This window comes from Mycobacterium sp. IS-3022 (genome assembly GCF_001500065.1).
Classification (GTDB): domain Bacteria; phylum Actinomycetota; class Actinomycetes; order Mycobacteriales; family Mycobacteriaceae; genus Mycobacterium.
In genome coordinates, this window is record NZ_LQIN01000018.1 from 28835 (window position 1) to 54182 (window position 25348).

27 protein-coding genes and 1 pseudogene are annotated in these 25348 nt (G+C 68.6%); 12 read left to right on the top strand and 16 right to left on the bottom strand.

Annotated elements, in window-relative coordinates:
• Positions 1–39: 39 nt before the first annotated feature.
• On the bottom strand, positions 40–1521 hold the full coding sequence (gatA, locus tag AU188_RS13295; protein ID WP_059164182.1) for an Asp-tRNA(Asn)/Glu-tRNA(Gln) amidotransferase subunit GatA: 1482 nt from the start codon (positions 1519–1521) through the stop codon (positions 40–42).
• Positions 1518–1817 (bottom strand): Asp-tRNA(Asn)/Glu-tRNA(Gln) amidotransferase subunit GatC, encoded by a 300-nt coding sequence (gene gatC, locus AU188_RS13300; protein WP_059164183.1) that lies wholly within the window; start codon positions 1815–1817, stop codon positions 1518–1520. Before gatC ends, gatA begins: the two co-directional genes overlap by 4 nt.
• A 42-nt stretch (positions 1818–1859) precedes the next feature.
• Between gatC and AU188_RS13305 the strand changes: the two genes are divergently transcribed.
• The 6 genes from AU188_RS13305 to AU188_RS13330 all read left to right on the top strand — a co-directional run bounded on the left by AU188_RS13305 (position 1860) and on the right by AU188_RS13330 (position 6219).
• The gene (locus AU188_RS13305) at positions 1860–2516 is read left to right on the top strand and encodes an ACT domain-containing protein (protein ID WP_059164207.1); all 657 of its coding nucleotides are present in this window, start codon (positions 1860–1862) and stop codon (positions 2514–2516) included.
• A 78-nt stretch (positions 2517–2594) separates the two neighbouring features.
• Positions 2595–3206, top strand: coding sequence for a DUF4178 domain-containing protein (locus tag AU188_RS13310; protein WP_059164184.1), 612 nt, complete (start codon positions 2595–2597; stop codon positions 3204–3206).
• An 8-nt stretch (positions 3207–3214) separates the two neighbouring features.
• On the top strand, positions 3215–3718 hold the full coding sequence (locus tag AU188_RS13315; RefSeq protein WP_059164185.1) for a DUF2617 family protein: 504 nt from the start codon (positions 3215–3217) through the stop codon (positions 3716–3718).
• Positions 3715–4149 (top strand): DUF4247 domain-containing protein, encoded by a 435-nt coding sequence (locus AU188_RS13320; protein ID WP_059164208.1) that lies wholly within the window; start codon positions 3715–3717, stop codon positions 4147–4149. The genes AU188_RS13315 and AU188_RS13320 overlap by 4 nt, the downstream gene beginning before the upstream one ends.
• Before the next feature lie 34 nt (positions 4150–4183).
• Positions 4184–4639, top strand: a complete 456-nt coding sequence (locus tag AU188_RS13325; protein ID WP_059164186.1) for a DUF350 domain-containing protein — start codon at positions 4184–4186, stop codon at positions 4637–4639.
• Positions 4636–6219 carry a polyamine aminopropyltransferase gene (locus AU188_RS13330; RefSeq protein WP_059164187.1) on the top strand — a complete coding sequence of 528 codons (1584 nt, stop codon included), beginning with the start codon at positions 4636–4638 and terminating at the stop codon, positions 6217–6219. Before AU188_RS13325 ends, AU188_RS13330 begins: the two co-directional genes overlap by 4 nt.
• A 3-nt stretch (positions 6220–6222) precedes the next feature.
• On the opposite strand, the gene AU188_RS13335 is transcribed toward AU188_RS13330, so the two are convergent.
• Both AU188_RS13335 and ligA read right to left on the bottom strand, forming a co-directional pair.
• Positions 6223–6477: a metallothionein gene (locus AU188_RS13335; protein ID WP_059099570.1), complete on the bottom strand. Its 255-nt coding sequence runs from the start codon at positions 6475–6477 to the stop codon at positions 6223–6225.
• Positions 6478–6571: 94 nt separating this feature from the next.
• On the bottom strand, positions 6572–8644 hold the full coding sequence (ligA, locus tag AU188_RS13340; RefSeq protein WP_172799494.1) for an NAD-dependent DNA ligase LigA: 2073 nt from the start codon (positions 8642–8644) through the stop codon (positions 6572–6574).
• 88 nt (positions 8645–8732) lie between these two features.
• Here ligA and AU188_RS13345 point away from each other — a divergent pair, with 88 nt between their 5' ends.
• Together AU188_RS13345 and AU188_RS13350 are read left to right on the top strand one after the other, a co-directional pair.
• A complete protein-coding gene (locus tag AU188_RS13345; RefSeq protein WP_059164189.1) occupies positions 8733–9137 on the top strand; it encodes an MmcQ/YjbR family DNA-binding protein in 405 nt (134 codons plus the stop codon).
• 38 nt (positions 9138–9175) lie between these two features.
• A complete protein-coding gene (locus AU188_RS13350; RefSeq protein ID WP_059164190.1) occupies positions 9176–10780 on the top strand; it encodes a 4-coumarate--CoA ligase family protein in 1605 nt (534 codons plus the stop codon).
• On the opposite strand, the gene AU188_RS13355 is transcribed toward AU188_RS13350, so the two are convergent.
• The 4 genes from AU188_RS13355 to AU188_RS13370 form a co-directional block, all read right to left on the bottom strand.
• Positions 10781–11659: a hypothetical protein gene (locus AU188_RS13355; protein WP_059164191.1), complete on the bottom strand. Its 879-nt coding sequence runs from the start codon at positions 11657–11659 to the stop codon at positions 10781–10783.
• Positions 11660–11782: 123 nt separating this feature from the next.
• Positions 11783–12103: an ArsR/SmtB family transcription factor gene (locus tag AU188_RS13360; RefSeq protein WP_059164192.1), complete on the bottom strand. Its 321-nt coding sequence runs from the start codon at positions 12101–12103 to the stop codon at positions 11783–11785.
• On the bottom strand, positions 12100–12594 hold the full coding sequence (locus AU188_RS13365; RefSeq protein WP_059164193.1) for an SRPBCC family protein: 495 nt from the start codon (positions 12592–12594) through the stop codon (positions 12100–12102). The genes AU188_RS13360 and AU188_RS13365 overlap by 4 nt, the downstream gene beginning before the upstream one ends.
• A gap of 159 nt (positions 12595–12753) precedes the next feature.
• Positions 12754–13764 carry a uroporphyrinogen decarboxylase/cobalamine-independent methonine synthase family protein gene (locus AU188_RS13370; protein WP_059164194.1) on the bottom strand — a complete coding sequence of 337 codons (1011 nt, stop codon included), beginning with the start codon at positions 13762–13764 and terminating at the stop codon, positions 12754–12756.
• A gap of 58 nt (positions 13765–13822) precedes the next feature.
• On the opposite strand from AU188_RS13370, the gene AU188_RS13375 reads away from it, so the two are divergent.
• Positions 13823–14467 carry a sensor domain-containing protein gene (locus AU188_RS13375; RefSeq protein WP_059164209.1) on the top strand — a complete coding sequence of 215 codons (645 nt, stop codon included), beginning with the start codon at positions 13823–13825 and terminating at the stop codon, positions 14465–14467.
• A 5-nt stretch (positions 14468–14472) separates the two neighbouring features.
• On the opposite strand, the gene mnmA is transcribed toward AU188_RS13375, so the two are convergent.
• The 7 genes from mnmA to AU188_RS13410 all read right to left on the bottom strand — a co-directional run bounded on the left by mnmA (position 14473) and on the right by AU188_RS13410 (position 21191).
• Positions 14473–15540 (bottom strand): tRNA 2-thiouridine(34) synthase MnmA, encoded by a 1068-nt coding sequence (gene mnmA / locus AU188_RS13380; RefSeq protein WP_059164195.1) that lies wholly within the window; start codon positions 15538–15540, stop codon positions 14473–14475.
• On the bottom strand, positions 15540–16736 hold the full coding sequence (locus AU188_RS13385; RefSeq protein ID WP_059164196.1) for a cysteine desulfurase family protein: 1197 nt from the start codon (positions 16734–16736) through the stop codon (positions 15540–15542). The genes mnmA and AU188_RS13385 overlap by 1 nt, the downstream gene beginning before the upstream one ends.
• Positions 16737–16780: 44 nt before the next feature.
• Positions 16781–17611 carry a lysophospholipid acyltransferase family protein gene (locus tag AU188_RS13390; RefSeq protein WP_059164197.1) on the bottom strand — a complete coding sequence of 277 codons (831 nt, stop codon included), beginning with the start codon at positions 17609–17611 and terminating at the stop codon, positions 16781–16783.
• The gene (locus AU188_RS13395) at positions 17608–18459 is read right to left on the bottom strand and encodes a GNAT family N-acetyltransferase (protein ID WP_059164198.1); all 852 of its coding nucleotides are present in this window, start codon (positions 18457–18459) and stop codon (positions 17608–17610) included. The genes AU188_RS13390 and AU188_RS13395 overlap by 4 nt, the downstream gene beginning before the upstream one ends.
• Before the next feature lie 99 nt (positions 18460–18558).
• Entirely contained in the window at positions 18559–19305 is a 747-nt protein-coding gene (locus AU188_RS13400; RefSeq protein WP_059164199.1) for an SDR family oxidoreductase, read from the bottom strand.
• 90 nt (positions 19306–19395) lie between these two features.
• On the bottom strand, positions 19396–20352 hold the full coding sequence (locus tag AU188_RS13405) for an electron transfer flavoprotein subunit alpha/FixB family protein (protein ID WP_059164200.1): 957 nt from the start codon (positions 20350–20352) through the stop codon (positions 19396–19398).
• 47 nt (positions 20353–20399) lie between these two features.
• A complete protein-coding gene (locus tag AU188_RS13410; protein ID WP_059164201.1) occupies positions 20400–21191 on the bottom strand; it encodes an electron transfer flavoprotein subunit beta/FixA family protein in 792 nt (263 codons plus the stop codon).
• Between the two features lie 195 nt (positions 21192–21386).
• On the opposite strand from AU188_RS13410, the gene AU188_RS13415 reads away from it, so the two are divergent.
• The 3 genes from AU188_RS13415 to AU188_RS13425 all read left to right on the top strand — a co-directional run bounded on the left by AU188_RS13415 (position 21387) and on the right by AU188_RS13425 (position 25022).
• The gene (locus AU188_RS13415; protein ID WP_059164202.1) at positions 21387–22157 is read left to right on the top strand and encodes a class I SAM-dependent methyltransferase; all 771 of its coding nucleotides are present in this window, start codon (positions 21387–21389) and stop codon (positions 22155–22157) included.
• The gene (locus AU188_RS13420; protein WP_059164203.1) at positions 22154–23686 is read left to right on the top strand and encodes a 1,4-alpha-glucan branching protein domain-containing protein; all 1533 of its coding nucleotides are present in this window, start codon (positions 22154–22156) and stop codon (positions 23684–23686) included. Before AU188_RS13415 ends, AU188_RS13420 begins: the two co-directional genes overlap by 4 nt.
• Before the next feature lie 94 nt (positions 23687–23780).
• Entirely contained in the window at positions 23781–25022 is a 1242-nt protein-coding gene (locus tag AU188_RS13425; RefSeq protein ID WP_156426674.1) for a glycosyltransferase family 4 protein, read from the top strand.
• Positions 25023–25132: 110 nt separating this feature from the next.
• On the opposite strand, the pseudogene AU188_RS25530 reads toward AU188_RS13425, so the two are convergent.
• Positions 25133–25348: pseudogene (locus AU188_RS25530) on the bottom strand (IniB N-terminal domain-containing protein); the annotation flags it as partial.

Sequence of the window (25348 nt, forward strand, 5' to 3'; positions counted from 1 at the left end):
AGTCGAGGTTTGCGTACAACAACCGTGCGCTCGCGTGTTTTACAGGGCCGTTGGCAGCGGTCCCCGGGCAGCTTCGTAGGCCGCGCCGACGCGGTACAGCCGGTCGTCGGCCAGCGCGGGCGCCATGATCTGCAGCCCGACCGGCAGGTTGTCGTCGGGCGACAGGCCCGCGGGCACCGACATTCCGCAGTGGCCCGCCAGGTTCAGCGGCAGGGTGCACAGGTCGAACAGGTACATCGCCAGCGGATCGTCGACCTTCTCCCCCAACCGGAACGCGGTGGTCGGCGTCGCCGGCGAGACCAACACGTCGACCTTCTGATACGCCTCGTCGAGATCACGCGCGATCAGCGTGCGTACCTTCTGCGCCTGGTTGTAGTACGCGTCGTAATAGCCCGCAGACAGCGCGTAGGTACCAATCATGATGCGGCGCTTGACTTCCGGACCGAAACCGGCGGCCCGGGTCAACGCCATGACTTCCTCGGCGCTGTGCGTGCCGTCATCGCCGACACGCAGCCCGAAGCGCATCGCGTCGAACCGCGCGAGGTTGCTCGACACCTCGGACGGCAGGATCAGGTAGTAGGCCGACAGCGAGTAGTCGAAGTGGGGGCAGTCCACCTCGCTGACCTCGGCGCCCAGCGCGGTCAGCTGTTCGACGGCGGCGTGGAACGACTGCAGCACGCCGGGCTGGTAGCCGTTGCCGTGCAACTGCTTGACCACGCCGACCCGCACGCCGGCCAGGTCGCCGGCCGCGCCTGCCCTGGCCGCACCGACGACGTCGGGCACCGCGGCGTCGACCGAGGTCGAGTCCTTCGCGTCGTGACCGGCGATCGCCTGATGCAGCAGGGCGGTGTCGACGACGGTGCGCGCGCAGGGCCCGCCCTGATCCAGTGACGACGCGCAGGCCACCAGCCCGTAGCGCGACACCGTGCCGTAGGTCGGTTTCACCCCGACCGTCGCGGTCAACGCGGCCGGCTGGCGAATCGAGCCGCCGGTGTCGGTGCCGATGGCCAACGGCGCCTGGAATGCCGCCAGCGCCGCCGCACTGCCACCCCCGGAGCCGCCGGGGACGCGGTCGACGTCCCACGGGTTGCGGGTCGGCCCGTATGCGGAGTTCTCGGTGGACGAACCCATCGCGAACTCGTCCATGTTGGTCTTACCGAGAATCGGCAGGCCCGCCGCACGCAACCGCATGGTGACGGTGGCGTCGTACGGAGCCATCCATCCCTCGAGAATCCTCGAGCCGCAGGTCGTCGGCATGTCGGTTGTGGTGAAAACGTCCTTCAGCGCCACCGGCACCCCGGCCAGTGGCGAGGGCAGGTCCTCCCCTGCCGCCACCGCGGCGTCCACTCGCGCCGCCGCGGCCAGCGCGCGGTCCTCCGCGACGTGCAGGAATGCGTGGTAGCGGTCGTCGCTCGCCGCGATCTGGTCCAGGCATGCCTTCGTGACCTCGGTCGAGGACACCTCCTTGGTCGCGATCTTGCGCCCGAGCGTCGCGGCGTCCAACCGGGTCAGGTCGCTCACTGGGCCTCTCCCAGGATGCGCGGGACTGCGAACCGGCCCTCGGCCGCCTTGGGCGCCTGGTCCAGCGCCTCATCCTGCGTCAGGCTCGGCTCGACGGCGTCGGGACGGAACACGTTGACGTCGGTGAGCGGATTGCCGGTCGGCTTGACGCCCGCGACATCGACGGACTGGATCTGGCTGACGTGGGCGAGGATGGCGTCCAGCTGCCTGGCATAGCTGTCCAATTCGTCTTCGGTCAGGGCGAGGCGGGCGAGACGGGCCAGGTGGGCCACCTCGTCTCGGGAGATCTGCGACACGACACGCAAGCCTAGTCACCGCGTTGTGCAACAGTGTTGCGCGTGCCTTCGTACCTGCTACGGGTCCAGCTGGAGGACCGACCAGGCAGCCTCGGTTCGCTGGCCGTGGCACTCGGGTCGGTGGGCGCCGACATCCTCTCGCTCGACGTGGTGGAGCGGTCGGCCGGCTATGCCGTCGACGATCTCGTGGTCGAGCTGCCCGCCGGCGCGATGCCCGACATGCTGATCACCGCCGCCGAACAGATCAAGGGCGTCTACGTCGACTCCGTGCGCCCACACACGGGGCTGCTCGAGGCGCACCGCGAACTCGAGCTGATCGACCACATCGCCGCCGCAGAGCGCGGGGACAAGCTGCAGGTCCTCGCCGACGAGGCACCCCGGGTGCTCCGCGTGGGCTGGACCACCGTGGTCCGGCTTTCCGAGTCGGGTCCGAAGCGCATCGTCGGCAGCCCCGGCGCACCCGAGACGCAGGCGGCCCAGACGCCGTGGCTGCCACTTGACCGGGCCCGAGCCCTGGACGGCGAGGCCGACTGGGTGCCCGAGCTGTGGCGCGACATGGCGACCACGCTGGCCGCGGCCCCGCTCGGCGATCCGCGCACCGCAGTGGTGCTGGGCCGCCCCGGTGGTCCCCTGTTTCGGCCCTCGGAGGTCGCCAGGCTCGGCTATCTGGCGGGCATCGTCGCCACGATTCTGCGCTGACTTGCGCGTACGACGCGGCTGTTACGGTGGCAACGATCCCATCAACCGCACCGCTCAACGCCGATCGGAAGGTTTCGCGTGGACACGCTGCTGATCGTGCTCGCCGTCGTACTGCTCCTCGGGGCGGTCGTTGTGTTGGTGGTGGCGCTTCGACGGCCGAAGAAGCCGAAAACATCGACCCCGCGTGAAGATCCGCTCAAGTTCGCCGCCACAATGCCGCAGTTCGGCCCCCGCCAACTCGGGCCCGGCGCGATCGTCGCCCACGGCGGAATCGACTACGTCGTCCGCGGCACCGCCACGTTGCGGCAAGGCCCATTCGTGTGGTGGGAGCATCTGCTCGAAGGTGGTTCCGAACCGGTGTGGTTCAGCGTCGAAGAGGACGAGGGCCGGCTCGAACTGGTGATGTGGACGCGACGCAAGGACGCGTCGCTGCAACCCGGTGGGGACCTGGTCCTCGACGGAGTCAGCTACCGCGAGGTCGAGCGCGGCAGCGCATCGTTCACCACCGAGGGCACCACCGGGCTGCCCGCGGGCGGCGAGATGGAGTTCGTCGACTACGCCGACGCCGACGAGACCTCCTTCCTCGGCTTCGAGCGGTGGGCTCCGGACATGCCGTGGGAGGTCTCGGTCGGGAAACCGGTGCTGCCCGGCGAACTCACGGTGTATCCCGCTCCTCCGCCCACCGAGTAGGACACCGGGTGCCCTTTCACCGACTGGTAGTGAACCCGGCCGACGTGTCGGGAACGACGCTGCGGCTGGCGTTGAATTCTCCTGCACCGCGGCCGCTGGCGACATTGCCGCTGGCCGGTCCCGAGGGCAGCACATTGGTGCTCGGCGTGCTCGGCGCATCGCATCTGGTCACCGTCGAGAATCCGAAACACACGTTCTCCGAGGAGGTTTCGTGCACAGCACGCACTGATGCCACCCTGCCCGGGTGCGCCGTCGCGCCCGGTTACCGCATCGAGTCCCGCACCGAAGCGCAGGACGCTGCCGGTTTTCGCAGGCTCGCGGAGAAGCTGCGGATCAGGTGTGAACGGATGGACGGATGGCTCGGCGGTGTGTTTCCCGGTGACGATGCCGCACTGACCGCGCTGGCCGCTGAGCCCGATGGCGCCGGATGGCGTTGGCGGACATGGCATCTGTATCCCGACGGAGCCGCGGGTGGCACAGTCGTCTACACCAGTAGCCGGTGGCGGCCGTGAGCCGCACCGCGTTGTTCTGGCTGGCCGGCGGGCTCGCCGTGGCGGGCATCGCATGCCTGCTTCTCGGTATCTCGTTGCAGAACCGCGACATTCGTACATACGTCGCCGAGAACTACGCCGCTTACTCGCATGGCGCGGAGGCCAGCAGCTACGAGTGCACCGGCTCGCCCGGCGAAGTGGCCGACCGGCTTGCCGATTACCGGCGTCCCGAGGCCCGGGCCACCGACCGCGGTATCGAGTATCTGCGCTACGACGACGACATCGTGATCGTCGGGCCCGACGGTAACCGCCCGTGCACCATCCGGGTCGAAGACGTTCGCGGCAGCAGATACAGCGGAGGCGGGTTCATCTTCCTCGGACCCGGGTTCTATCCCGGGTCACCCGCCGGCGGCGCGGGCGGCAGCCCGGGCGGACCGGATGGGACGAAATGACCCGCGCATCGAGGCCAACCGGTAAGGAGAACCCATGAATCTGGCGGTCGAATTCGGCACCATCAGCGGCGGAAGCCTCGCTCAGAATGTGGTCGCCGCGATCCTGTACTTCATCGTCGGCGTCGCCGTTCTCGCGGCCGGTTTCGCCATGGCCGACCTGCTGACACCGGGAAACCTGCGCCGGTTGGTGTTCGTCGAGCGGCGGCCCAACGCGGTTGCGGTCGCATCGGGAATGTATGCCGCCCTCGCCATCGTGGTGATCTCGGCGATCGTGGCCAGTGCCAACGAACTCGGCCAGGGACTCGTCGACGCGGCGGTGTACGGCCTCGTCGGCGTGGCGCTGCAAGGCCTGGCGCTGGTCGTGCTGGAGGCGGTCGTGCCCGGCCGCTTCCGCGATCTGATCGCCGAGGAGCGGTTGCATCCCGGCGCCGTCGCCACCGCCGTGATGCTGATCGCCGTGGGAGGGGTGAACGCCGCCGCGCTGTCATGACGGTGACCGATCACGACGCTCCCTCACCGGCACCGCGGCTGGCAGGTTCGGCGACGCGCTGGCGCGCGGTGTTGCTGGCGGCAGTGGCGGCGTGCGCGGCGTGCGGCATCGTCTACGAACTGGCGCTGCTGACGCTGTCGACCAGCTTGCACGGCGGCGGCGTCGTGGCGATGTCGCTGATCGTCGCCGGCTACGTCGCCGCGCTGGGCGTGGGCGCTCTGCTGGTGAAGCCGCTGCTGCACCGCGCCGCGGTCACCTTCATCGCCGTCGAGACGGCGCTGGCGATCGTCGGCGGATTGTCGGCAGCCGCACTGTATGTCGCGTTCGCGTTCGTGGGCGGCTCGCTGTGGGTGCTCGCGATCGGCACCGCGCTGATCGGCTGCCTCGTCGGCGCCGAGGTGCCGTTGCTGATGACGCTGCTGCAGCGTGGAAGGACCGCGGGCGCCACCGACACCGGCCGGGTGCTGGCCAACCTGAACGCCGCGGACTATTTGGGTGCGCTGATCGGCGGGCTGCTGTGGCCGTTCCTCCTGCTGCCGTACCTGGGCATGATCCGCGGTGCCGCCGTCACGGGGATCGTCAACCTCTCCGCGGCGGCCGTGGTGGCGCTGCTCCTGTTGCGGCACATCGTCAACGCGCGTGAACTGGCCGCGTCCCTGATGGTGCTGGCGACCGCGCTGGCCGTGCTCGTCACGCTGCTGGTGCGCGCCGACGGCATTGAGGCCTCGACCCGTCAACGGCTCTACGCCGACCCGATCATCGCCCATGAGCATTCGGCGTACCAGGAGATCGTGGTCACCCGCCGCGGCGACGACATGCGCCTGTATCTCGATGGCGGGCTGCAGTTCTCGACACGCGACGAGTACCGCTACACCGAAAGCCTGGTCTACCCGGCACTCGCAGACGACGCCCGGTCGGTGTTGGTCCTCGGTGGCGGCGACGGACTGGTGGCCCGGGAAGTGTTGCGCGACAAGGACATCGACACGATCGTGCAGGTGGAGTTGGATCCGGCGGTCATCGAGATGGGGCGCACCACGTTGCGTGAGGCGAACGGCGGCGCGCTGGACGATCCGCGGGTTCGGGTGGTGATCGCCGACGCGATGACGTGGCTGCGGGACGCACCGCGCGACGTCGCGCCGGGCGGATTCGACGCGGTGATCGCCGATCTGCCCGACCCAGACACCCCGGTGTTGGGACGACTGTACTCAGTGGAGTTCTACGCGCTGATCGGCCGCGCGCTGGCCCCTGGCGGTCTGTTGTCCGTGCAGGCGGGCAGCCCGTTCTCCACCCCCACCGCCTACTGGCGCACCGTGTCGACGATCCGGGCCGCCGGGTACGCGGCGACGCCGTATCACGTGCACGTGCCGACGTTCGGCGACTGGGGCTTCGTGCTGGCCCGCCGCGGGCCGACCGCGCCGACGCCGAAAGTCCCGGCCGACGCCCCGCCGCTGCGCTTCCTCGACCAGCGTGCGCTCGACGCCGCCACGGTGTTCGGCGGCGACATGCGGCCCCAGTCGTTGGAGCCGTCGACGCTGGACCACCCGCGCATCGTCGACGATGTGCGGCGCGGTTATCGCTGACCTTCAGCCTCCGGCGGGAACCGGGTAGCGGTCATTGACGTCGGCGTTGCTGTCCTTGCGCGCGCAGTGCGCACAGCAGAAGATCGCTTCCTCGGTCTCGATGCCGTGGCCGAGGATGCGGCACCCACAATGGGCGCATTCGGGTGCCACCTGCACGGCGGCGCACTCGATGCTGTCGAACGTCGCGTTGCGGCCGTCGGGCCATGTCACGGTGAACGCCTTGTCGTAGTCGTTGCCGCAGGTATCGCAGATCGCCATCACAACTCCTTGTCGCCTCGAACCTGTCGGGTGCCCGGTGGACGGGGCAGACAAACGCCGCAGCGCTCGAGATCCGCCGGAGCGGAGCGCGGCCTCAGATCCCGTCGGGCCCGTTCTCCAACAGCCGCGTGAACCCGTCTTCGTCGAGGATCGGCACGCCCAGCTCGACGGCCTTGTCGTATTTCGAGCCCGGGGAATCGCCCGCGACCACATAGGCGGTCTTCTTCGACACCGAGCCGGCCGCCTTGCCGCCGCGCGCGACGATCGCCTCTTTCGCGTCGTCGCGGGAGAACCCGGTCAACGACCCGGTGACGACGATCGACAGTCCCTCGAGGGTGCGCTCGACGCTCGGGTCGCGTTCGTCGGCCATCCGCACCCCGGCGGCGCGCCACTTGTCCACGATCGCGCGGTGCCAGTCGACGGTGAACCATTCGGTCACGGCGGCCGCGATCGTCGGGCCCACGCCCTCGACCACCGACAGCTCGGCCTCTGAGGCCGTCATGATGGCGTCCAGGCTGCCGTACTCGGTGGCCAGGGCGCGCGCGGCCGTCGGGCCGACGTGCCGGATCGACAGCGCGACGAGTACCCGCCACAGCGGTTTGGCCTTGGCCTCGTGCAGGTTCACCAGCAACCGCTTGCCGTTGGCCGACAGGTTGCCGTCCTTGGTCCGGAACAACTCGGTGCGCAACAGGTCCGCACTGCCGAGCGTGAACAGGTCGCCCTCATCGGCGATGACGCCGGCCTGAAGCAGAGCGGTCGCGGCCTCATAGCCCAACCCCTCGATGTCGAACGCGCCGCGGCCCGCGACGTGAAAAACCCGTTCGCGCAACTGCGCTGGACACGACCGGGTGTTCGGGCAGCGGATGTCGGCGTCACCCTCTTTGGCCGGCGCCAGCTTGGTGTGGCACTCCGGACAGTGCGTGGGCATCACGAACTCGCGTTCGGAGCCGTCGCGCAGATCGACGACGGGCCCGAGCACTTCGGGTATCACATCACCGGCCTTGCGGATCATCACCGTGTCGCCGATGAGCACGCCTTTGCGCTTGACTTCGGACGCGTTGTGCAACGTGGCCTGGCTGACCGTCGAGCCGGCCACCTTGACCGGCTCCATCCACGCGAAGGGGGTCACCCGGCCGGTGCGCCCGACGTTGACCTTGATGTCGAGCAGCTTGGTCTGCGCCTCCTCGGGCGGGTACTTGTAGGCGATCGCCCAACGCGGCGCCCGTGACGTCGATCCGAGGCGGCGTTGCAGTGCGACGTCATCGACTTTGACCACCACACCGTCGATTTCGTGCTCCACGTCGTGGCGATGCTCACCCCAGTAGGCGATGCGCTCGGTGACCGCCTCCATCCCCGTGACCTGAGCGGTGTGCTCGGAGACCGGCAGCCCCCACGCCTTGAGCGCCCGGTAGGCGTCGTGCAGGGTCTTCGGCCGAAAACCTTCGGCGCGACCCATTCCGTGGCAGATCATCCGCAGCTTGCGCCGCGCCGTGACGGCGGGGTTCTTCTGCCGAAGCGAGCCGGCGGCGCTGTTGCGCGGATTGGCGAACGGCGGCTTGCCCTCGGCGACCAGACCGGCGTTGAGTTCCTCGAAGTCGGCAACCCGGAAGAACACCTCGCCCCGCACCTCGAGAACCTTCGGGACAGGGAATTCTTTTGTGCCGGTGAGTCTTCCGGGGACATCGGCGATGGTGCGCGCGTTCAGCGTGACGTCCTCACCGGTGCGGCCGTCTCCTCTGGTGGCGGCGCGTTCCAAGCGCCCGTCGCGGTACACCAGCGACAGCGCCACACCGTCGATCTTGAGCTCGCACAGGAAGTTCGCATCTTCACCGATCTCGCTCTTGATTCGGCCCGCCCACGCGGCCAGTTCCTCCGGCGTGAACGCGTTGTCGAGGCTCAACATCCGCTCGAGGTGCTCGGCCGCGGTGAAGTCGGTGGCGAAGCCGGCACCGCCGACCAACTGCGTCGGCGAGTCCGGGGTACGCAGCTCCGGGTGGTCGTCCTCGAGGGCCTGCAGTTCGCGCAGCAGCTTGTCGAACTCGGCGTCGGTGATGATCGGCGAGTCACGCACGTAGTAGCGGAACTGGTGCTCGCGCACCTCGTCGGCGAGTTCCTGCCAGCGGCGACGCACGTCCGCGTCGGGTCCGTCGCCGGCCTGTGCGGCCAGCGTCGTCTCGGGATCGGGCGTTGCCTCGGGACTCACTCTCGCAGGCTAACGGAGCGGCCCGACAGGCCCGCACCGTTACCCTGGCCCCATGCCGCACCCGATCATGTTCCGCGACGACGACCCGGCACTGGCGCGGGTGCGGGCGGTCGCGCTGGCGTTCCCCGAGGCCTACGAGAAGGTGTCGCACGGCAGGCCCGCATTCTTCGCCGCGAAGATGTTCGTCATGTACGGCGGCAGCGTTCGACCCCGGACCGGGGGTGAATACGTGCAGTACCCGCAGTCCATCATCGTCAAGGTCGACGAGAGCGACCAGCAGGCGCTGAGGCAGGACGGCCGGTTCTTCTACCCCGCTTATCTGGGCCCGTCGGGTTGGCTGGGCTTGGACCTGACGGGCGCGAAGAAGGCGGACTGGGATGAGGTACGTGAGCTGATCGACGCCTCATACCGGTTGACCGCTCCGAAGAAACTCATCAGACAGCTCGACGAAGTTTGACCCGGTAGCCGGCAGGCCATTATTCGATCGGAGGCACAATGAGTTTCGCGAGCCCGTTCCCCGAAGTCGACATTCCGTCCACCAGCGTCTACGACTACCTGTTCGGTGATATCGCCGAAGCCGACCTGGATCGCGTCGCGCTCGTCGACGCGAAGTCCGGGCGACAGACCACTTACCGCGAGATGGTCGCGCGCGTAGACGCGTTCGCGGGCGCGCTCGCCGGCCGCGGCATCGGCGTCGGCGACGTCGTCGGGTTGCTCTCGCCGAACAGCTCGGGCTTCGCGGTGGCGTTCCACGGCATCCTGCGCGCCGGTGCGACGGCCACGACGGTCAACGCGTTGTTCACGGCCAAGGACATCGCCAAGCAGCTGACCGACTCGAACGCGAAAATGCTGGTGACGGTGTCGCCGCTGCTGGCGCAGGCCAAGGAAGCGGCCGTGGCCGCCGGAATTGCAGACGACGGCCTCGTCGTGCTCGACGGCGCCGGCCGACAAGCCGACGGGCATCCCAACGCCGCCGACCTGATGGGGCCCGGGCAGCCGCCGCCGCGGGTCAGCTTCGCGCCGTCGTCACACTTGGCGGTGCTGCCGTACAGCTCGGGAACGACCGGAAACCCCAAGGGCGTCATGCTCACTCACCGCAACCTGGTGGCCAATGTCGCCCAGATCCGGCCGCTGCACGGGATGGTCGCCGACGACACGGTGCTGGCCGTGCTGCCGTTCTTCCACATCTACGGGATGACGGTCCTGCTCAACGCCGCACTGCATGCGCGTGCCCGGTTGGTCATCATGGGTAGCTTCGACCTCGCCGACTTCCTGGCCAACATCCAGGATCACCGGTGCACGATCGCGTTCATCGCACCGCCGGTCGCCGTGGCGCTGGCCAAGCATCCGCTGATCGACGAGTACGACCTGTCGTCTCTGAACGTCGTGATGTCGGGAGCGGCCCCACTGGACGCCGACCTCGGCCACGCCGTCGCAAAACGCCTCGATTGCCGCGTCGTGCAGGGCTACGGCATGAGCGAACTCAGCCCGGTCAGCCACATCACGCCGTTCGACGGCGGCCGGCAGGAGATGAAGATGGTCGCGCCGCTCAGTTCGGTCGGCTGGACGGTGTCCAACGCGGTGTCGAAGATCGTCGACCCCGAAACCGGTGACGAAATCGACCCGCCCGCAGACGGTCTCAGCGAAACCGGCGAATTGTGGTTCAAGGGTCCCAATGTGATGGCCGGCTATCTCGGCAACGAGAAGGCCACCCGGGAGACGATCGACGATGCGGGCTGGTTGCACACCGGCGACCTCGCCCAGGTCGACGCGAACGGCTGCGTCTACATCGTCGACCGGCTCAAGGAGTTGATCAAGTACAAGGGCTATCAAGTGCCTCCCGCCGAACTGGAGGCCGTCCTGCTGAGTCATCCCGACATCGCCGACGCCGCGGTGGTCGGGGTCAACGACGCCGAGGGCGAAGAGATCCCGAAGGCGTTCGTGGTCAAGCGATCCGGCGCCGAGTTGACCGAAGAGCAGGTGATCGAGTTCGTCGCCGGCCAGGTGGCGCCCTACAAGAAGGTCCGCGAGGTCGCGTTCATCGATGCGGTACCGAAGTCGGCGTCCGGCAAGATCCTTCGCAAGGACCTGCGTGCTTGATCAGGGCCGGCGTATCCGTTCGGCGGCCTGCGCCGCACGCGCCTGCCGGTAGCCCAGCACGGCGCCTGCCGCCGGGATGAGCAGCAACCCGGCGATCCCCCACAGCGGGTCGGTCGATCCGGCGCCGGGCGCGACGACGAACTGCCGTGCGCTCGCCGGTGGGGTGGCCACCCGGTGCACCCAGGCCGGAGCAGGCGGCGGAGGTGGTGGCGGCGGCGGTACCGGCGGTGGCGGCGGCGCCGGCTCGGCGGGTGCCGGTGCGGGAGCCTGCCGACGCGGTTCAGGTGCGCCGCTCCGGATCCCCGGTGAACGTCCGTTGCCGAATGTCACCTCAGGGGGGTCGAATGCCGACCCTCGCGGGCCGGGCGCATCGGATCCGGGCGAACTCCCGCCGCCCGCGCTGCCCGCCGGGATTTCGCTGGCTGCAGTCGACTCGCTGATGACCGGCCCGCCGCTGACGCCCACGCGGTCGGCCGATCCACCGCTGACGCCCACGCGGTCAGCCGATCCACCGCTGACGGCCGAGCGTCGCGCCGCATTCGAGTCGTCGGCGACCGCCGACCGGTTACTCGAAGACAACTGCGGAAGGTCGTCGCGGCCGGACCCCACGCGCGATGAAGGACCGCCGCCGGTCTTCTCGGTGCCTCCGCCACGGTTGCCGGTGCCGTTGCGGGCGCCGCTGCCGTGGTCACGTCGGCCGGCGCCGTGGCCGTCATCGTCCGACCCGCGACCGTGATCGCCGGCACGATGGTCTGAGCTGCTTCCCCGGTCGGAGCCGTGCGAATCGCCGGGATGCGCCGATGCGACGGCAGCGCCGGACCCGCCCAGCAGGAGAACGACGGACACCGCGCCGACACCTGCTGCGAGGCGCGGATTCACTCGGGCACCATTCCTCTCGGGCAAACAAGGTCGACGACGCGTGCGAAGCATTCTTGCACGCGGGCCAACTTCACATCCCGCGTCTGGACGGAACGCGCGCAAATCGTCCAGCGAACCGCAGCTTCAGTCCTCGACGTAATTGCGCAGCCGGTCGATCGCGCGGTCCCAGCGCTGCGACAACTTCGCGAGGTACTCGCTCGCGTCGGCCAACGGGGCGGGTTGCATCCGCCAGATACGCTCGCGGCCACTGCGTTCACTGCTCACCAGGCCCACCGATTCCAGTAGCAGCAGGTGTTTGGTCGTCGCCTGCCGGCTCACCGGCACCACCGCGGTGACCTCGGTTGTCGAACACGGCCCGCCCTCGCACAGTTGGGTGACTATGCGCAGGCGGTTGGGGTCTCCGAGTGCGTTGAAGACGGGGGCTTCTACCGGTGCGGCGCTCACACCGTCTCGCTGATGGCGAGGTACTTGCGCACGAGTTCGACCTGCGCGGCCCAACCCTCGCTGTTGCCCTCGAACGCCGATGCGCGGCGCTCGACGGGTAGTGCGTCGAACCCGGATTCGACGATGCGCAGCAGCACTCCGTCAGCGGTCTCCTCGAGCGTGAACTCCACCAGCGTGGTCGGTTCGTCGGTGACGTCGACGCCTTCCTCGACGCCGTAGGGATGCCAGCGGAACGCCAACCGCCGTTGCGGCTCGACCGCCTCGATGTGCCATGCGTCGGCCGTGCCGGCATACGGTTCCTGGGCCTTGGCGACGTCGGCGTCGACCGCCGTCGGGGTCATGACGCCGGTCACCGATTTGCCCGCCACGAACGGTCCGTCGAAGCGCACCCCGAACCATTGCCCGAACTCGTCGGCGTCGCTGATCGCCCGCCAGACGCGCGCGAGCGGTGCCTTCAACAGAACTTCCTTCTCGATACGATCCGTACTCATATGCAACCTCCTGGTTGCGTCTCACGCTATCGCTTGCTGCGGCTTAATGCAACCATTTGGTTGCACCTTCTTCCCGGCCGGCGAGGTCTCAACCGAATTCTGCCGGAGGGCAGCGGTTTCCGACGAAGCTCAGCCCTCGTGCAGATCTCGAGACCGGCGTCAGATCGCGTCGGGATCCTCGGCGAAGGCGTCCGCCGTTTTCTGCGCCAATCCGATCGCGGCGCGTGCCCACTCGGCGGTCGCCCCGGCCAGGCCGCACGTCGGCGTGATGCCCATGCGCTCGCTCAGCACGGAACGGGTGAAGCCCAGCCGATCGGTCACCGAGACCGCGGCGCGGGCGATCTCTTCGACCGACGGTCGGCCGTCCGGAGCCGTCGAGGGCACCACGCCGAACAACACAGTGCGCCCCGTGTCGACGAATTCACCGATACCGTCGAGGTCGCCGGCGACAACAGTGGTCGTGTCAACGGAGACAGCATCGATACCGCTGCGCTGCAATGCTTTCCATGGCACACCCGATGCGCAGCTGTGCAACATCACGGGAGCGCCCACCGCGGCGACGCACTCGTCGAGCAAGTCGACGGCCAGCGGCTCGTCGACCGGATGCACCGGCGTCAAGCTGGTCACCCCGGTCAACCGGCCCTCCAGCGCGGCGGGTAACAGTGGCTCGTCGAATTGCACCACGACGGCCGCGTCCAACCTGCGCGCGACCTGTGCCCGGTGCGCTGCCACGCCTTCGGCCAGCGAGGCGGTCAGGTCGCGCACTGCGCCGGGATCGGTGAGCGCGCGGTGGCCGTTGGCAAGCTCCAATTGCGCCGCGAGTGTGACCGGACCCGGCGCCTGCACCTTGACGGTGCGGCCTCCGCCACGCGAACCCGCCTTCTCCCAGGCCTCCTCGAGCGCGTCGAGGTCCTCATCGAGCAGGCTCAGCGCCCGCCTTGCCATGGCCGTGCGGCCCGACGCGATCCGATAGCCGCGAGGGACGGTGTCCATGCCGATGTCGACAAGGAACGCCGCGGCCCGCCCGATCGTGTCGGCGCCCACGCCGCGGCCCGGCAATTCGGGCAGATGCGGCAAGGTATGCAGTTCGCCGATCACGACCTCGGCGGCCTCGCGTGGCGACGTCCCCGGCCATGACCCGATGCCGGTGGCTGCGGCGAAGACATTCACTCGTTTGACAGTATTCGATGGGGCTAATCTCGGTCCGGAAGGGTTGGGAGGACGCACCATGCCCGCAGTGCTGAGGTCGATCGTGCTGTGGTGCGCGACGGCGGCGCTCACGGCAGCGTGCACGCAGAGCATCAGTGGTCACGCGATACGTGCGGTCCCCGGCATCGACGACGACTCGCTGTCACCGGTCGACGTCGAAACGATCATGCTCGACCAGTCACAGATGCGCGCAATCACCGGTGCCGGCGAGGATCTCACGATCATCCCGACGATGGACGGCAAGATTCCGGTCGACATCGAGCCGCTGGCCGAGACCACTCCCCCGCAGTGCCAATGGATCTTCGCCGAAACCCAGACGTTCGGGCCCGACGTCGAGGAGTTCCGCAAGACCACCTTTCAGCACCCGCGCGGTGGCGGGCTGATCTCCGAGGGCGCAGCCGCCTACCGCGACACCATGACAGCGCGCCGGGCCTTCGATGATCTTGCTGCTCTCGTGGAGGGTTGCAGCGCAACGCCTTTGGGTTCGATGTTCGTCGGCGATTGGACGATCGGCACTGACATCCTGCAGACTCGCCCATCAGGCGCCTGCGGTCGCGACTACCGGGTGAAGTCGGTCGTGCTGGTGGAGGTGACCGCATGCCGGTTCCCCGACTCCGTGCCCGAGATCGTCATGACGAACATCCTCGCCAATGTGCCCGAATAGCGCGGCTACCGGGTGATCGTCGCGCTGCCCAGCACCTCGTCGCCGGCGGGGTCGGGGCGGTACAGCACCATGGTCTGGCCGGGTGCCACACCGCGCAGCGGGGCACGCAGGTCGACGGTCAGCAATCCGTCGCGAAGCTCGGCCACCCCGTCGCCGATGCCGCCGTGCGCACGGACCTGCACCTGGCATTCCACCGGACCGGTGGGCGCCACACCGGAAGTGAAGATCGGCCGCTCACCGGTCAACGTCCACACGTCCAGATCGGCGGCGTCACCCACGCGCACCGTCGCGCTGTCCGGATCGATCTCGGTCACATAGCGCGGCCGCCCGTCCGGACCGGGCCCCGCGATGCCCAGCCCTTTGCGTTGACCGACCGTGAAGCCGTGCACACCGTCGTGTTCGGCCAGCACCGTGCCCGCGGCGTCGACTACCGATCCCCGCCGGACCCCGATCCGGGTGCCGAGGAACGTGCGCGTGTCGCCGGAGGGGATGAAGCAGATGTCGTGACTGTCCGGCTTGTCGGCGACCGCAAGACCGCGGCGCGCGGCTTCCTCGCGGATCTGCGGCTTGGGGGTGTCCCCGACCGGGAACACGGCGTGACGCAACTGTTCTGCGCTCAGGACGGCCAGCACGTAGGACTGGTCCTTGTCGGCATCGACCGCACGCCGCAACCGTCCCTCGGACAGCCGCGCATAATGACCGGTCGCCACGGCGTCGAAACCCAGCGCCAGCGCGCGGGCAGCCAACGCGGAGAACTTGATCCGCTCGTTGCACCGGACACACGGGTTCGGGGTCTGTCCGCGCGCATACGAGGAGACGAAGTCGTCGATGACGTCCTCTTTGAAGCGGTCGGCGAAATCCCAGACGTAGAACGGGATGCCGAGGACATCGGCAACTCTGCGCGCGTCGCCGGCGTCTTCTTTCGAGCAACAACCGCGAGACCCGGTGCGCAGTGTGCCCGGCGCGGCCGACAACGCGAGATGCACACCGACCACGTCGTGGCCGGCATCGACCATCCGGGCCGCGGCGACCGACGAGTCGACACCACCGCTCATGGCCACGAGTACCTTCATCAGTCGACCACCCCCGAGCTGGCCAGGGCGGCCTGCCGGGCCCGGTCCACCGCGGCGGGTAGCACCGCGAGTGCGGCGTCCACGTCGTCCTCGGTGCTGGTGTGTCCCAACGAAAGTCGTAGCGAGCCGCGCGCACTCACCGGGTCGGCGCCCATCGCGATCAGTACATGTGACGGCTGCGCGACACCGGCGGTGCACGCCGACCCCGTCGAGCACTCGATGCCCTTGGCGTCCAACAGCATCAGCAGCGAGTCACCTTCACACCCGCGGAACGTGAAGTGCGAATTGCCCGGCAGCCGTGCGGCTCCCGTCGCCCCGTTGACGTCGACGTCGTCGATGGTCGCCAGCACACCGTCGACCAGACGGTCGCGCAGCGCCGAAACCCGCGCGCTGTTGGTCTCCAGCCCTTCGACCGCGATCTTCGCCGCCGCGGCCATCGCGACGGCGCCGGCTACATACGGTGTGCCGGAACGAACGTCGCGCTCCTGTCCTCCGCCGTGCAGCAGTGGGACGCAGGCGGTGTCGCGGCGCAGCAGCAACGCGCCGATCCCGGTCGGACCACCGAACTTGTGCGCGGCGATGCTCATCGCCGACAGTCCGCTCGCCGTGAAGTCGACCGGAATGTGGCCGACCGCCTGGACCGCGTCGCTGTGCATCGGCACATCGAATTCCGCTGCGACGGCGGCCAGTTCGGTGATCGGCATGATCGTGCCGACCTCGTTGTTGGCCCACATCACCGACACCACTGCCACGTCGTCGTGATCCTGCAACGCCTGCCGCAGCGCCGCCGCCGTCACCGAGCCGTCCGTTTCGACGGGCAACCAGGTCACCTCGGCGTCTTCGTGCTCTACCAGCCATTCGACGGAGTCGAGCACGGCGTGGTGTTCGACCGGCGTGGTCACGATGCGCCTGCGGCGCGGGTCGGCATCCCGGCGCGCCCAGTAGATGCCCTTGACCGCGAGGTTGTCGCTCTCGGTGCCGCCCGCGGTGAAGATCACCTCCGACGGGCGCGCGCCGAGCAGCTGGGCCAGCGTCTCGCGCGACTCCTCCATCCGCCGGCGCGCCGCGCGGCCGGTGCCGTGCAGCGATGATGCGTTGCCGACCGTGGCCATCGCAGCCGTCATCGCCTCGATGGCAGCGGGGTGCATCGGCGTGGTGGCGGCGTGATCGAGGTAGACCGGCTTGTCCGAGGTCATAACCAGTCAAGAATAGCCGCCGACGCGGTCGGCCCCCGATTCGCTCAGGCCGCGAGCGCGTGACCGGCCGAGCGTGGCGTGGTGTCGCCGCGCACCGCGCGCTCACAGCGGGCTGCCAGGTCACGACGGTCGGCACCGGGCAGCTGCAGGGACTCGACCTGCACCCGCACCACGGTGCGCTTCGCGGTGATCAGGCGGCGGATCGACGCCAGCAGTGTGTCGTCGCCCACATACGCCGCGACCGTGGACGCCCTGCCGTCGCGGTGGTGATAGCTCAGCCGCAACGGTTGGACCGGCCGGCCCGCGTCGACGGCGGCCTGGAACATCGCGGGCCGGAACCGGCCGTAGCCCAGGCCGCAGTAGGTGGTGCCCTCGGGAAACGCCACGACGGTCTGGCCCGCAAGCAGACCGCTCGCGATGGTGTCCACCACATCGGGGAGCCGCCGCAGATTGCCCCGCTCGATCGGTATCACCTTCAACAGTCGGGCCAGCAGCCCGAGAGCAGGCCAGTTGATGAGTTCCGATTTCGCGACGAACCGGCCCGGCAGTACCGAGCCGATCACGAAGATGTCGACCCAGGACACGTGTCCGCTCACCACCAGAACGCCGCTGAGGTTGCGAATGGGCCCGCCCGACACCGTGGTTCGCACGCCGAGGCCACGCAACAGCAACCGGCAGTAGCCGCGCTGCAGGCCGGAACGGCCCGGCACGGGCACTGCCAGCAGCGGCGCCAACGTCAGCAGCGTGACCGCGAAGACGAGACGCAGCGCAGCACGGCAGGCGACGACCACCCGCCGACCGGCCTGGCCGGCCCCGGCGCTGACGCAGCTCGCGTCGCACGCCGCCCGCGGCACCCAGCAGTTGGCGGTGCTCACGACGCGATCCCGTCGGCCGCGGCGGTGGCCGCGCCGACGGTCCTCAGCCGGCGCAGATACCTGATGTCGGCGCGACGTTTGTCGAGTAGCGCCGGGAAGTCGCCGACCCCGAAGTCCGGATCGTGCGCCGGTTCACCGCAGATCTGCGCGCCGAGCCGCAGATATCCCCGCATCAATGCCGGCACGGCCACTCGGGCGGGTGGGTCGATGTCGTCGAGCGGTCTGCCGTCCACGGTCACCGGCCGGTACGGACGCACTGTGTACTGCGCCGGGGCGGCATGCCGGCGACGGACGAAGTCCCGCACACCGCGGATCTGTGCTCCGGGCACCTGGCCGTCGGGGCCCCGGACCGGTACCGACACGCATCCGGTCACGTAGTCGTACCCGCAGCGGTCGAGGTACGCCAGGATCCCGGCCCACATCAGCAGCACCACCGCGCCGTTTCGGTGATCCGCCCGCACCACCGCCCGGCCCATCTCGACCAGGCCGGGACGCAACGGATCGAGCCCGCGGACGTCGAATTCGGTCGCGCTGTACAACCCGCCGGCGGCGGCCGCGCCCGCCGGCGGCAGCATCCGGTAGCAGCCGACCAGTTCGCCGGAGCCGTCCTCGCGCACCAGCAGGTGGTCGCAGTGCTCGTCGAACCGGTCGGCGTCCAAGCCGTCGGCGGCACCGCGCAACGCGAATCCGGGTTCGGAGGTGAACACCTCGTGGCGCAGACGCTGCGCGGCCTCGATGAGTGTGGCGTCCGTCGACAGCAGCAGGGTGTAGCGGGGCACGGGCGTCGAAGAAGCCGCCCGCCCGGGGTCGATTTCGTCCGGGGCGATGAGTACAGAAGCACTGCTCATGGCTGCACGGTCGCGCAGCCGGGTCTCCGAACGGCGTCGGCAGCGTGACGTGTCCGTGAGCGCTAAGTGACGAATTGGTCGCGCAGAGCGCGCCTGCAATCAGCGACTCGGGGAAAGCCAGTCAGCAAACCGCGTGCTCGACAGCACCCCGTCCTCGCCGGTGACGAGGCTCGAGTCGTCGACGCGGGCGCCGAAGTAGGTGGCCTGTGCGTCGACGACCACCGGCGTATCAGCGCCCTGCGCGGCCAGCACAGCATGCGCGAGGTCGGCGAAGCTCATCTTGTCGGGGCCGCCGACGTTGAGGACACCGTTGACCGGTCGGCCTTCGGCCGCACGCGCGACTTCGGTGGAGACATCGGCCGCCGCGATCGGCTGAATGCGTCCGTCCGGTGCCCTCACCTTCCCGTCGACGATCAGCGATCCGACGATCGCCTCGGCGAATTCGTGGAACTGCGTCGCGCGAACGATCGTGTACGGCAGCCCCGACCCGGTCACGATCTTCTCCTGGGCGACCTTGGCGCGCATGTAGCCGCTGTCGGGCAGCATGTCGCATCCCACGATCGACAGGGCCACATAGTGGCCGACGCCGTGGTCGCGGGCCGCCGCCACCAGGTTCGTCGACGATGCGGTGAAGAAATCCATCACCGGGCCGTCGTCGAAGGACGGTGAATTCACCACGTCGACAAGGACATCGGCGGCCGACAGCGCTTCGCCGAGACCCTCGCCGGTGACCACGTTGGCGCCCGTGGACAGCGATGCCGCGGTCACCTGATGACCGTTCGCTCGCAGCAGGTCGACTACTTTCGCACCGATCTGTCCGGTGGCCCCGATAACCGTGATCTTCATGTCGGAGATCTTCCGCCTTGTGAGCCGTCCAGATACGCCAAACCCCGGTGCGCGATGCACCGGGGTTTGCGTAGCGCGTATCGCCCTCGATCAGCCCTTGCGGGCCTTGACCGCCTCGGTCAGCTGCGGTGTGACCTTGAACAGGTCTCCGACGATGCCGAGGTCGGCGATCTCGAAGATCGGCGCCTCTTCGTCCTTGTTCACCGCGATGATCGTCTTGGACGTCTGCATGCCGGCGCGGTGCTGGATCGCACCGGAGATGCCCAGCGCGATGTACAGCTGCGGCGACACCGTCTTACCGGTCTGGCCCACCTGGAACTGGCCCGGGTAGTAGCCCGAGTCGACGGCCGCACGTGAGGCGCCGACGGCGCCACCGAGCGAGTCCGCCAGTTCCTCCACGACGCTGAAGTTCTCGGCGCTGCCGACGCCGCGGCCGCCCGAGACGACCACGGTGGCCTCGGTCAGCTCCGGACGGTCACCCGCGACGGCGGGCTCGCGTTTGGTGATCTTCGTCGCGTTCTCCGCCTGCGCGGGGACCTCGACGTCGACGACCTCGCCTGCGGCGTCGGCGGGCTCGGCGTCGACGGACCCGGCCCGCAGCGTGATCACCGGGACCTCACCGGTGGACTCGGCCTCGACGGTGAACGCACCACCGAAGATCGAGTGGATGCCCTTGCCGCCGTCGGTGATGTCGACGACGTCGGTCAGCACACCCGCGCCGATGCGGGCCGCCAGGCGCCCGGCGATCTCCTTGCCGTCGGCGCTGGAAGACAGCAGCACGCCCGCGGGCGAGGCGGACTCGACCAACGAAGCCAAGACGTCGACCTGCGGTGTGATCAGGTAGTTGTCCGCGTCGTCGGACTCGGCGACGTAGATCTTGGCCGCGCCGGCGGCCTTCAGGCCGTCGACGAGCGGTTGTGCGGTGCCCGGCGCGCCGACGACGACGGCCGAGGGCTCGCCGAGCTTGCGAGCCGCGGTGATCAACTCCGAGGTGACCTTCTTCAGCGCACCTTCGGCGTGCTCAACGAGCACGAGTACTTCAGCCATGAGTTTTCTCTCGTCTCTTGTGTTCGGAAGTCAGAAGGAATGATCTGCTAGATGATTTTTTGAGCGACCAGGTACTCGGCGATCTTCGTTCCGCCGTCGCCTTCGTCGGTCACCTTCTCACCCGCGGTCTTGGGCGGCTTCGGCGTCGACGAGAGCACCTTCGATCCGGCGTTGGCCAGACCGACCTCGTCGGGCTCGACACCGATCTCGGCGAGCGTGAGCTTGGTGACTTCCTTCTTCTTGGCGGCCATGATGCCCTTGAAGGACGGGAAGCGGGGCTCGTTGATCTTCTCGTTCACGCTCACCACGGCGGGCAGCGGCGCCTCGACGGTGAACACGCCGTCGTCGGTCTCGCGCTCGCCGGTCACCTTGCCGTCCTCGACGGTGACCTTGCGCAGGTGCGTCAACTGCGGCAGGCCGAGGTACTCGGCGATGATCGCGGGAACCGCGCCGCCGGTACCGTCGGTGGCCTCGTTGCCGGCGATGACCAGTTCGGTGCCCTCGATGGTGCCCAGCGCGCGGGCCAGGGCCCAACCGGTCTGCACCATGTCCGAGCCGTGCATGCCATCATCGACAAGATGCACGGCCTTGTCCGCACCCATCGACAGCGCCTTGCGGATGGCCTCGGTGGCGCGCTCGGGGCCGGCCGTGAGCACCGTCACGGTGCTTTCGCCGCCTTCCCGTTCCTTGATGAGCAGCGCTTCCTCGACCGCGCGCTCGTTGATCTCGTCGAGCACCGCGTCGGCGGCCTCCCGATCGAGGGTGAAGTCGCCGTCGGTCAGCTTGCGCTCCGACCAGGTGTCAGGGACCTGTTTGATCAGGACCACGATGTTCGTCATGAGTCTGGTTCGTCCTCCTCGAAGGGACCGATGGTCGGCCCGCCATACCACGCTTTGAGCAACCACCACCATGTTACTCGTCGGTAACTTGCGGTGGTTCGCAGGAACACCATAGCGGGTCGAAGTTCGTGTTCTAGCAGCACGTAGGCGGTGAACCGTTCGTCTGTGGGCCGATTCACGTTAGCCTGCCTTGCAATGAGCGCATTTGTTACCGACGGTCCGGACCTCCCCCTGACCGGGGAACGCACGGTTCCGGGACTGGCGGAGGAGAACTACTGGTTCCGCCGCCACGAGGTCGTCTATGAGCGGCTGGCCGACCGCTGCGCGCAACGCGACGTGCTCGAGGCAGGCTGCGGCGAGGGCTACGGTGCGGACCTGATTGCCGAGGTGGCCCGACGCGTGATCGGTCTCGATTACGACGAGTCGGCGGTCGCCCACGTCCGCGCACGGTATCCGCGGGTGGACATGCGTCACGGCAACCTCGCCGAACTGCCGCTCGCCGACGGTTCGGTGGACGTGGTCGTCAACTTCCAGGTCATCGAACACCTCTGGGATCAGGCGCAATTCGTCGGCGAATGCCTGCGTGTGCTGCGTCCCGGCGGCACCCTGATGATGTCGACGCCGAACCGAATCACCTTCTCCCCCGGTCGCGATACGCCGATCAACCCGTTTCACACCCGTGAGCTCAACGCCGCCGAGTTGACCGAACTACTGACCACGGCCGGGTTTTCGGTGGAGGCGATGCTCGGGGTCTTTCACGGCCCGCGGCTCGTCGAGCTCGACGCCCGGCACGGCGGATCGCTCATCGACGCCCAGATCGCCCGCGCGCTGGCCGATGCGCCGTGGCCCGACGGCCTGCTCGCCGACGTGGCGTCGGTGCGCAGCGACGACTTCGATCTGATGGACGCCCGCGACCGCAACATTGATGACAGCCTGGACCTGGTGGCGATCGCGGTGTCGCCGTGACTTCTGCGGAACCCGTACCGGGGCTGTTCACCTTCGTCCTGCACACGCATCTCCCGTGGCTCGCCCATCACGGCCGCTGGCCCGTCGGCGAGGAATGGCTCTACCAGTCGTGGTCGGCGGCCTACCTGCCGCTCATGCGGGTGCTGCGCACGCTGGCGGCAGAAGGCCGGCGGCACCAGCTGACGTTGGGCATGACGCCCGTGGTGACCGCGCAACTCGACGACCCGTACTGCCTCACGGGTATGCATCACTGGCTGGCGAACTGGCAGCTGCGGGCGCTCGAGGCGACCACGCTCGGTGATCCCTTGCGGCAGTTGGGCCTTCGTGAGCACGCCGAAGCCGAACAGGCAATCGACGACTTCGCGACGCTGTGGTCCCACGGGGGCAGCCCGTTGCTGCGCGAGCTGATCGACGCCGACACCATCGAGCTGCTCGGCGGACCGCTGTCGCATCCGTTCCAGCCGCTGCTCAACCCGCGGCTGAGGGAGTTCGCCCTGCGCGAGGGACTCGCCGATGCCCGACTGCGGTTCGCCCACACCCCCGTCGGCATCTGGGCCCCGGAATGCGCTTACGCGCCGGGGATGGAGAGTGACTACGCCGCAGCGGGAATCGGCCACTTCATGGTCGACGGGCCGTCGCTGCACGGTGACACGGCACTGGGCCGCCCGGTCGCTGCCTCCGACGTCGTCGCGTTCGGCCGGGATCTCCAGGTCAGCTACCGGGTGTGGTCGCCGAAGTCGGGTTATCCGGGGCACGCCGCCTACCGCGACTTCCACACCTACGACCACACCACCGGGCTCAAGCCGGCCAGGGTGACGGGCCGCAATGTGCCGTCGGAGGCGAAGGCGTCGTACGACCCCGAGCGTGCCGACCGCGCAATCGACTCCCACGTCGCCGATTTCGTCGAGGTGGTCCGGCAGCGCCTGCGCGACGAGAGCGAACGCATCGGACGCCCCGCGCACGTCATTGCCGCGTTCGACACCGAATTGTTCGGCCACTGGTGGTACGAGGGCCCCGTATGGCTCGAGCGGGTGCTGCGCGCACTGCCCGACGCCGGTGTGCGCGTCGGCACGCTGGCCGACGCGAAGAGCGACGGTTTCATCGGCTCGCCTGTCGAATTACCGCCCAGCTCTTGGGGTTCCGGTAAGGACTGGCAGGTGTGGGCCGGCGAGCAGGTCGCCGACCTGGTGCAGTTGAACACCGAGGTCGTCGACACCGCGCTGACCACCGTCGACAAGGCGCTCGAACAAAACGCGTCCCTCGGCGCGCCCACCCCTCGGGATTTCGTCGCCGACCAGATCCTCCGCGAGACCCTGCTCACCGTTTCCAGCGACTGGCCGTTCATGGTCAGCAAGGATTCCGCGGCCGACTATGCGCGTTATCGCGCGCATCTGCACGCCCATGCCACCCGCGAGATCGTCGACGCCCTGGCGTCCGGCCGTGACGAGCAGGCCCAGCGCCTCGCCGCGGGCTGGAACCGCGCCGACGGCCTGTTCGGCGCACTGGATGCCAGGCGGTTACCACGATGACCGACGCGCCTTCTCCCGCGAGCGACCGTGTTTGCACACCGACACGCCGCTCCGCGTGTACATTCACCGGTCACTCGCGCAGGAGTCAGCGACCGTGAAAATCCTCATGGTGTCGTGGGAATACCCGCCGGTGGTGATCGGCGGCCTCGGACGCCACGTCCATCACCTAGCGACTGCACTGGCCGAGGCCGGCCACGAGGTCGTCGTGCTCAGCCGCCGACCGTCGAACACCGATCCGAGCACCCATCCGTCGACCGATGACATGGCCGAGGGGGTGCGCGTCATCGCGGCGGCGCAGGACCCGCACGAATTCGACTTCGGCAGCGACATGATGGCCTGGACCTTGGCAATGGGGCACGCGATGGTCCGCGCGGGCCTGGGCATCCGGGATCGACGTGGCCGGTCGTGGTGCCCAGATGTGGTACATGCACATGACTGGCTGGTCGCCCATCCGTCGATCGCACTCGCCGAATACTTCGATGTACCACTGGTTTCGACCATTCACGCCACCGAGGCGGGCCGGCATTCGGGATGGGTGTCGGGCCGCATCAGCCGGCAGGTGCACGCCGTGGAGTCCTGGATGGTGCACGAATCCGACTCACTCATCACGTGTTCGAGGTCGATGAGCGACGAGATCGCCGAACTGTTCGGCCCCGGCTTGGCCGAGACACGTGTCATTCGCAACGGAATAGACGTCGCGCGTTGGCCTTTCGCGGAACGCAAGCCCCGCGTCGGACCCGCACGGCTGCTGTACCTGGGCCGCCTCGAGTACGAGAAGGGCATTCACGACGCGATCGCGGCGCTGCCGCGCATCCGGCGGACCCATCCCGGGACGACGCTGACCATCGCCGGCGAAGGAACCCAACAGGACTGGCTCGTCGAACAAGCGCGAAAACACAAGGTGCTCAAGGCGACGTCGTTCGCCGGCCATCTCGATCACGACGCCCTGGTTCGGATGCTGCACACCGCCGACGCCGCGGTTCTGCCCAGCCACTACGAGCCGTTCGGCATCGTGGCGCTGGAGGCGGCGGCGACCGGGATTCCGTTGGTCACATCGAATGTCGGGGGTTTAGGGGAAGCGGTCATCAACGGGCAGACCGGCGTCTCGTATCCGCCGCGGGACGTCGCGGCGCTCGCCGCGGCGGTGCGCTCGGTGCTCGATGATCCGCACGCCGCCCAGCAGCGCGCGATCGCCGCCCGCGAACGGCTCACCTCCGAATTCGAATGGCACGAAATCGCCGACGAAACCGCTCAGGTGTACCTGGCCGCCAAGAGGCGGGAACGCGAACCGCACCGGCGCCGCGCGATCGTCGAGCACGCCCTGCCGGGTCGGTAGCTCAGAGCGCCGCGGTCACTAATTCCGTTCGAGCATCGGGATATTCATAGACGTGCCGACTGGCGGGGATCACGGTTTGATCCCCGCCAGTTGGGCTGTGTGGTTGTGGGTCAGAACAGGCCGGCGTCGACGGTGGTGTCGACATCGACGTCGGTGTTGACCTGACCGGAGTTGTCGACCGAGTTGTCCTGCCCGGAGTTGTCGACGGAGTTGTCCACCGAGTTGTCCACCGAGTTGTCCTCCACACTGGAGCCTCCGGAGATGCCGCCGGACACCCCGCCGTCGATGTCTCCGACGGTGGTCTGGTTGCCATCGACATTGGTGGT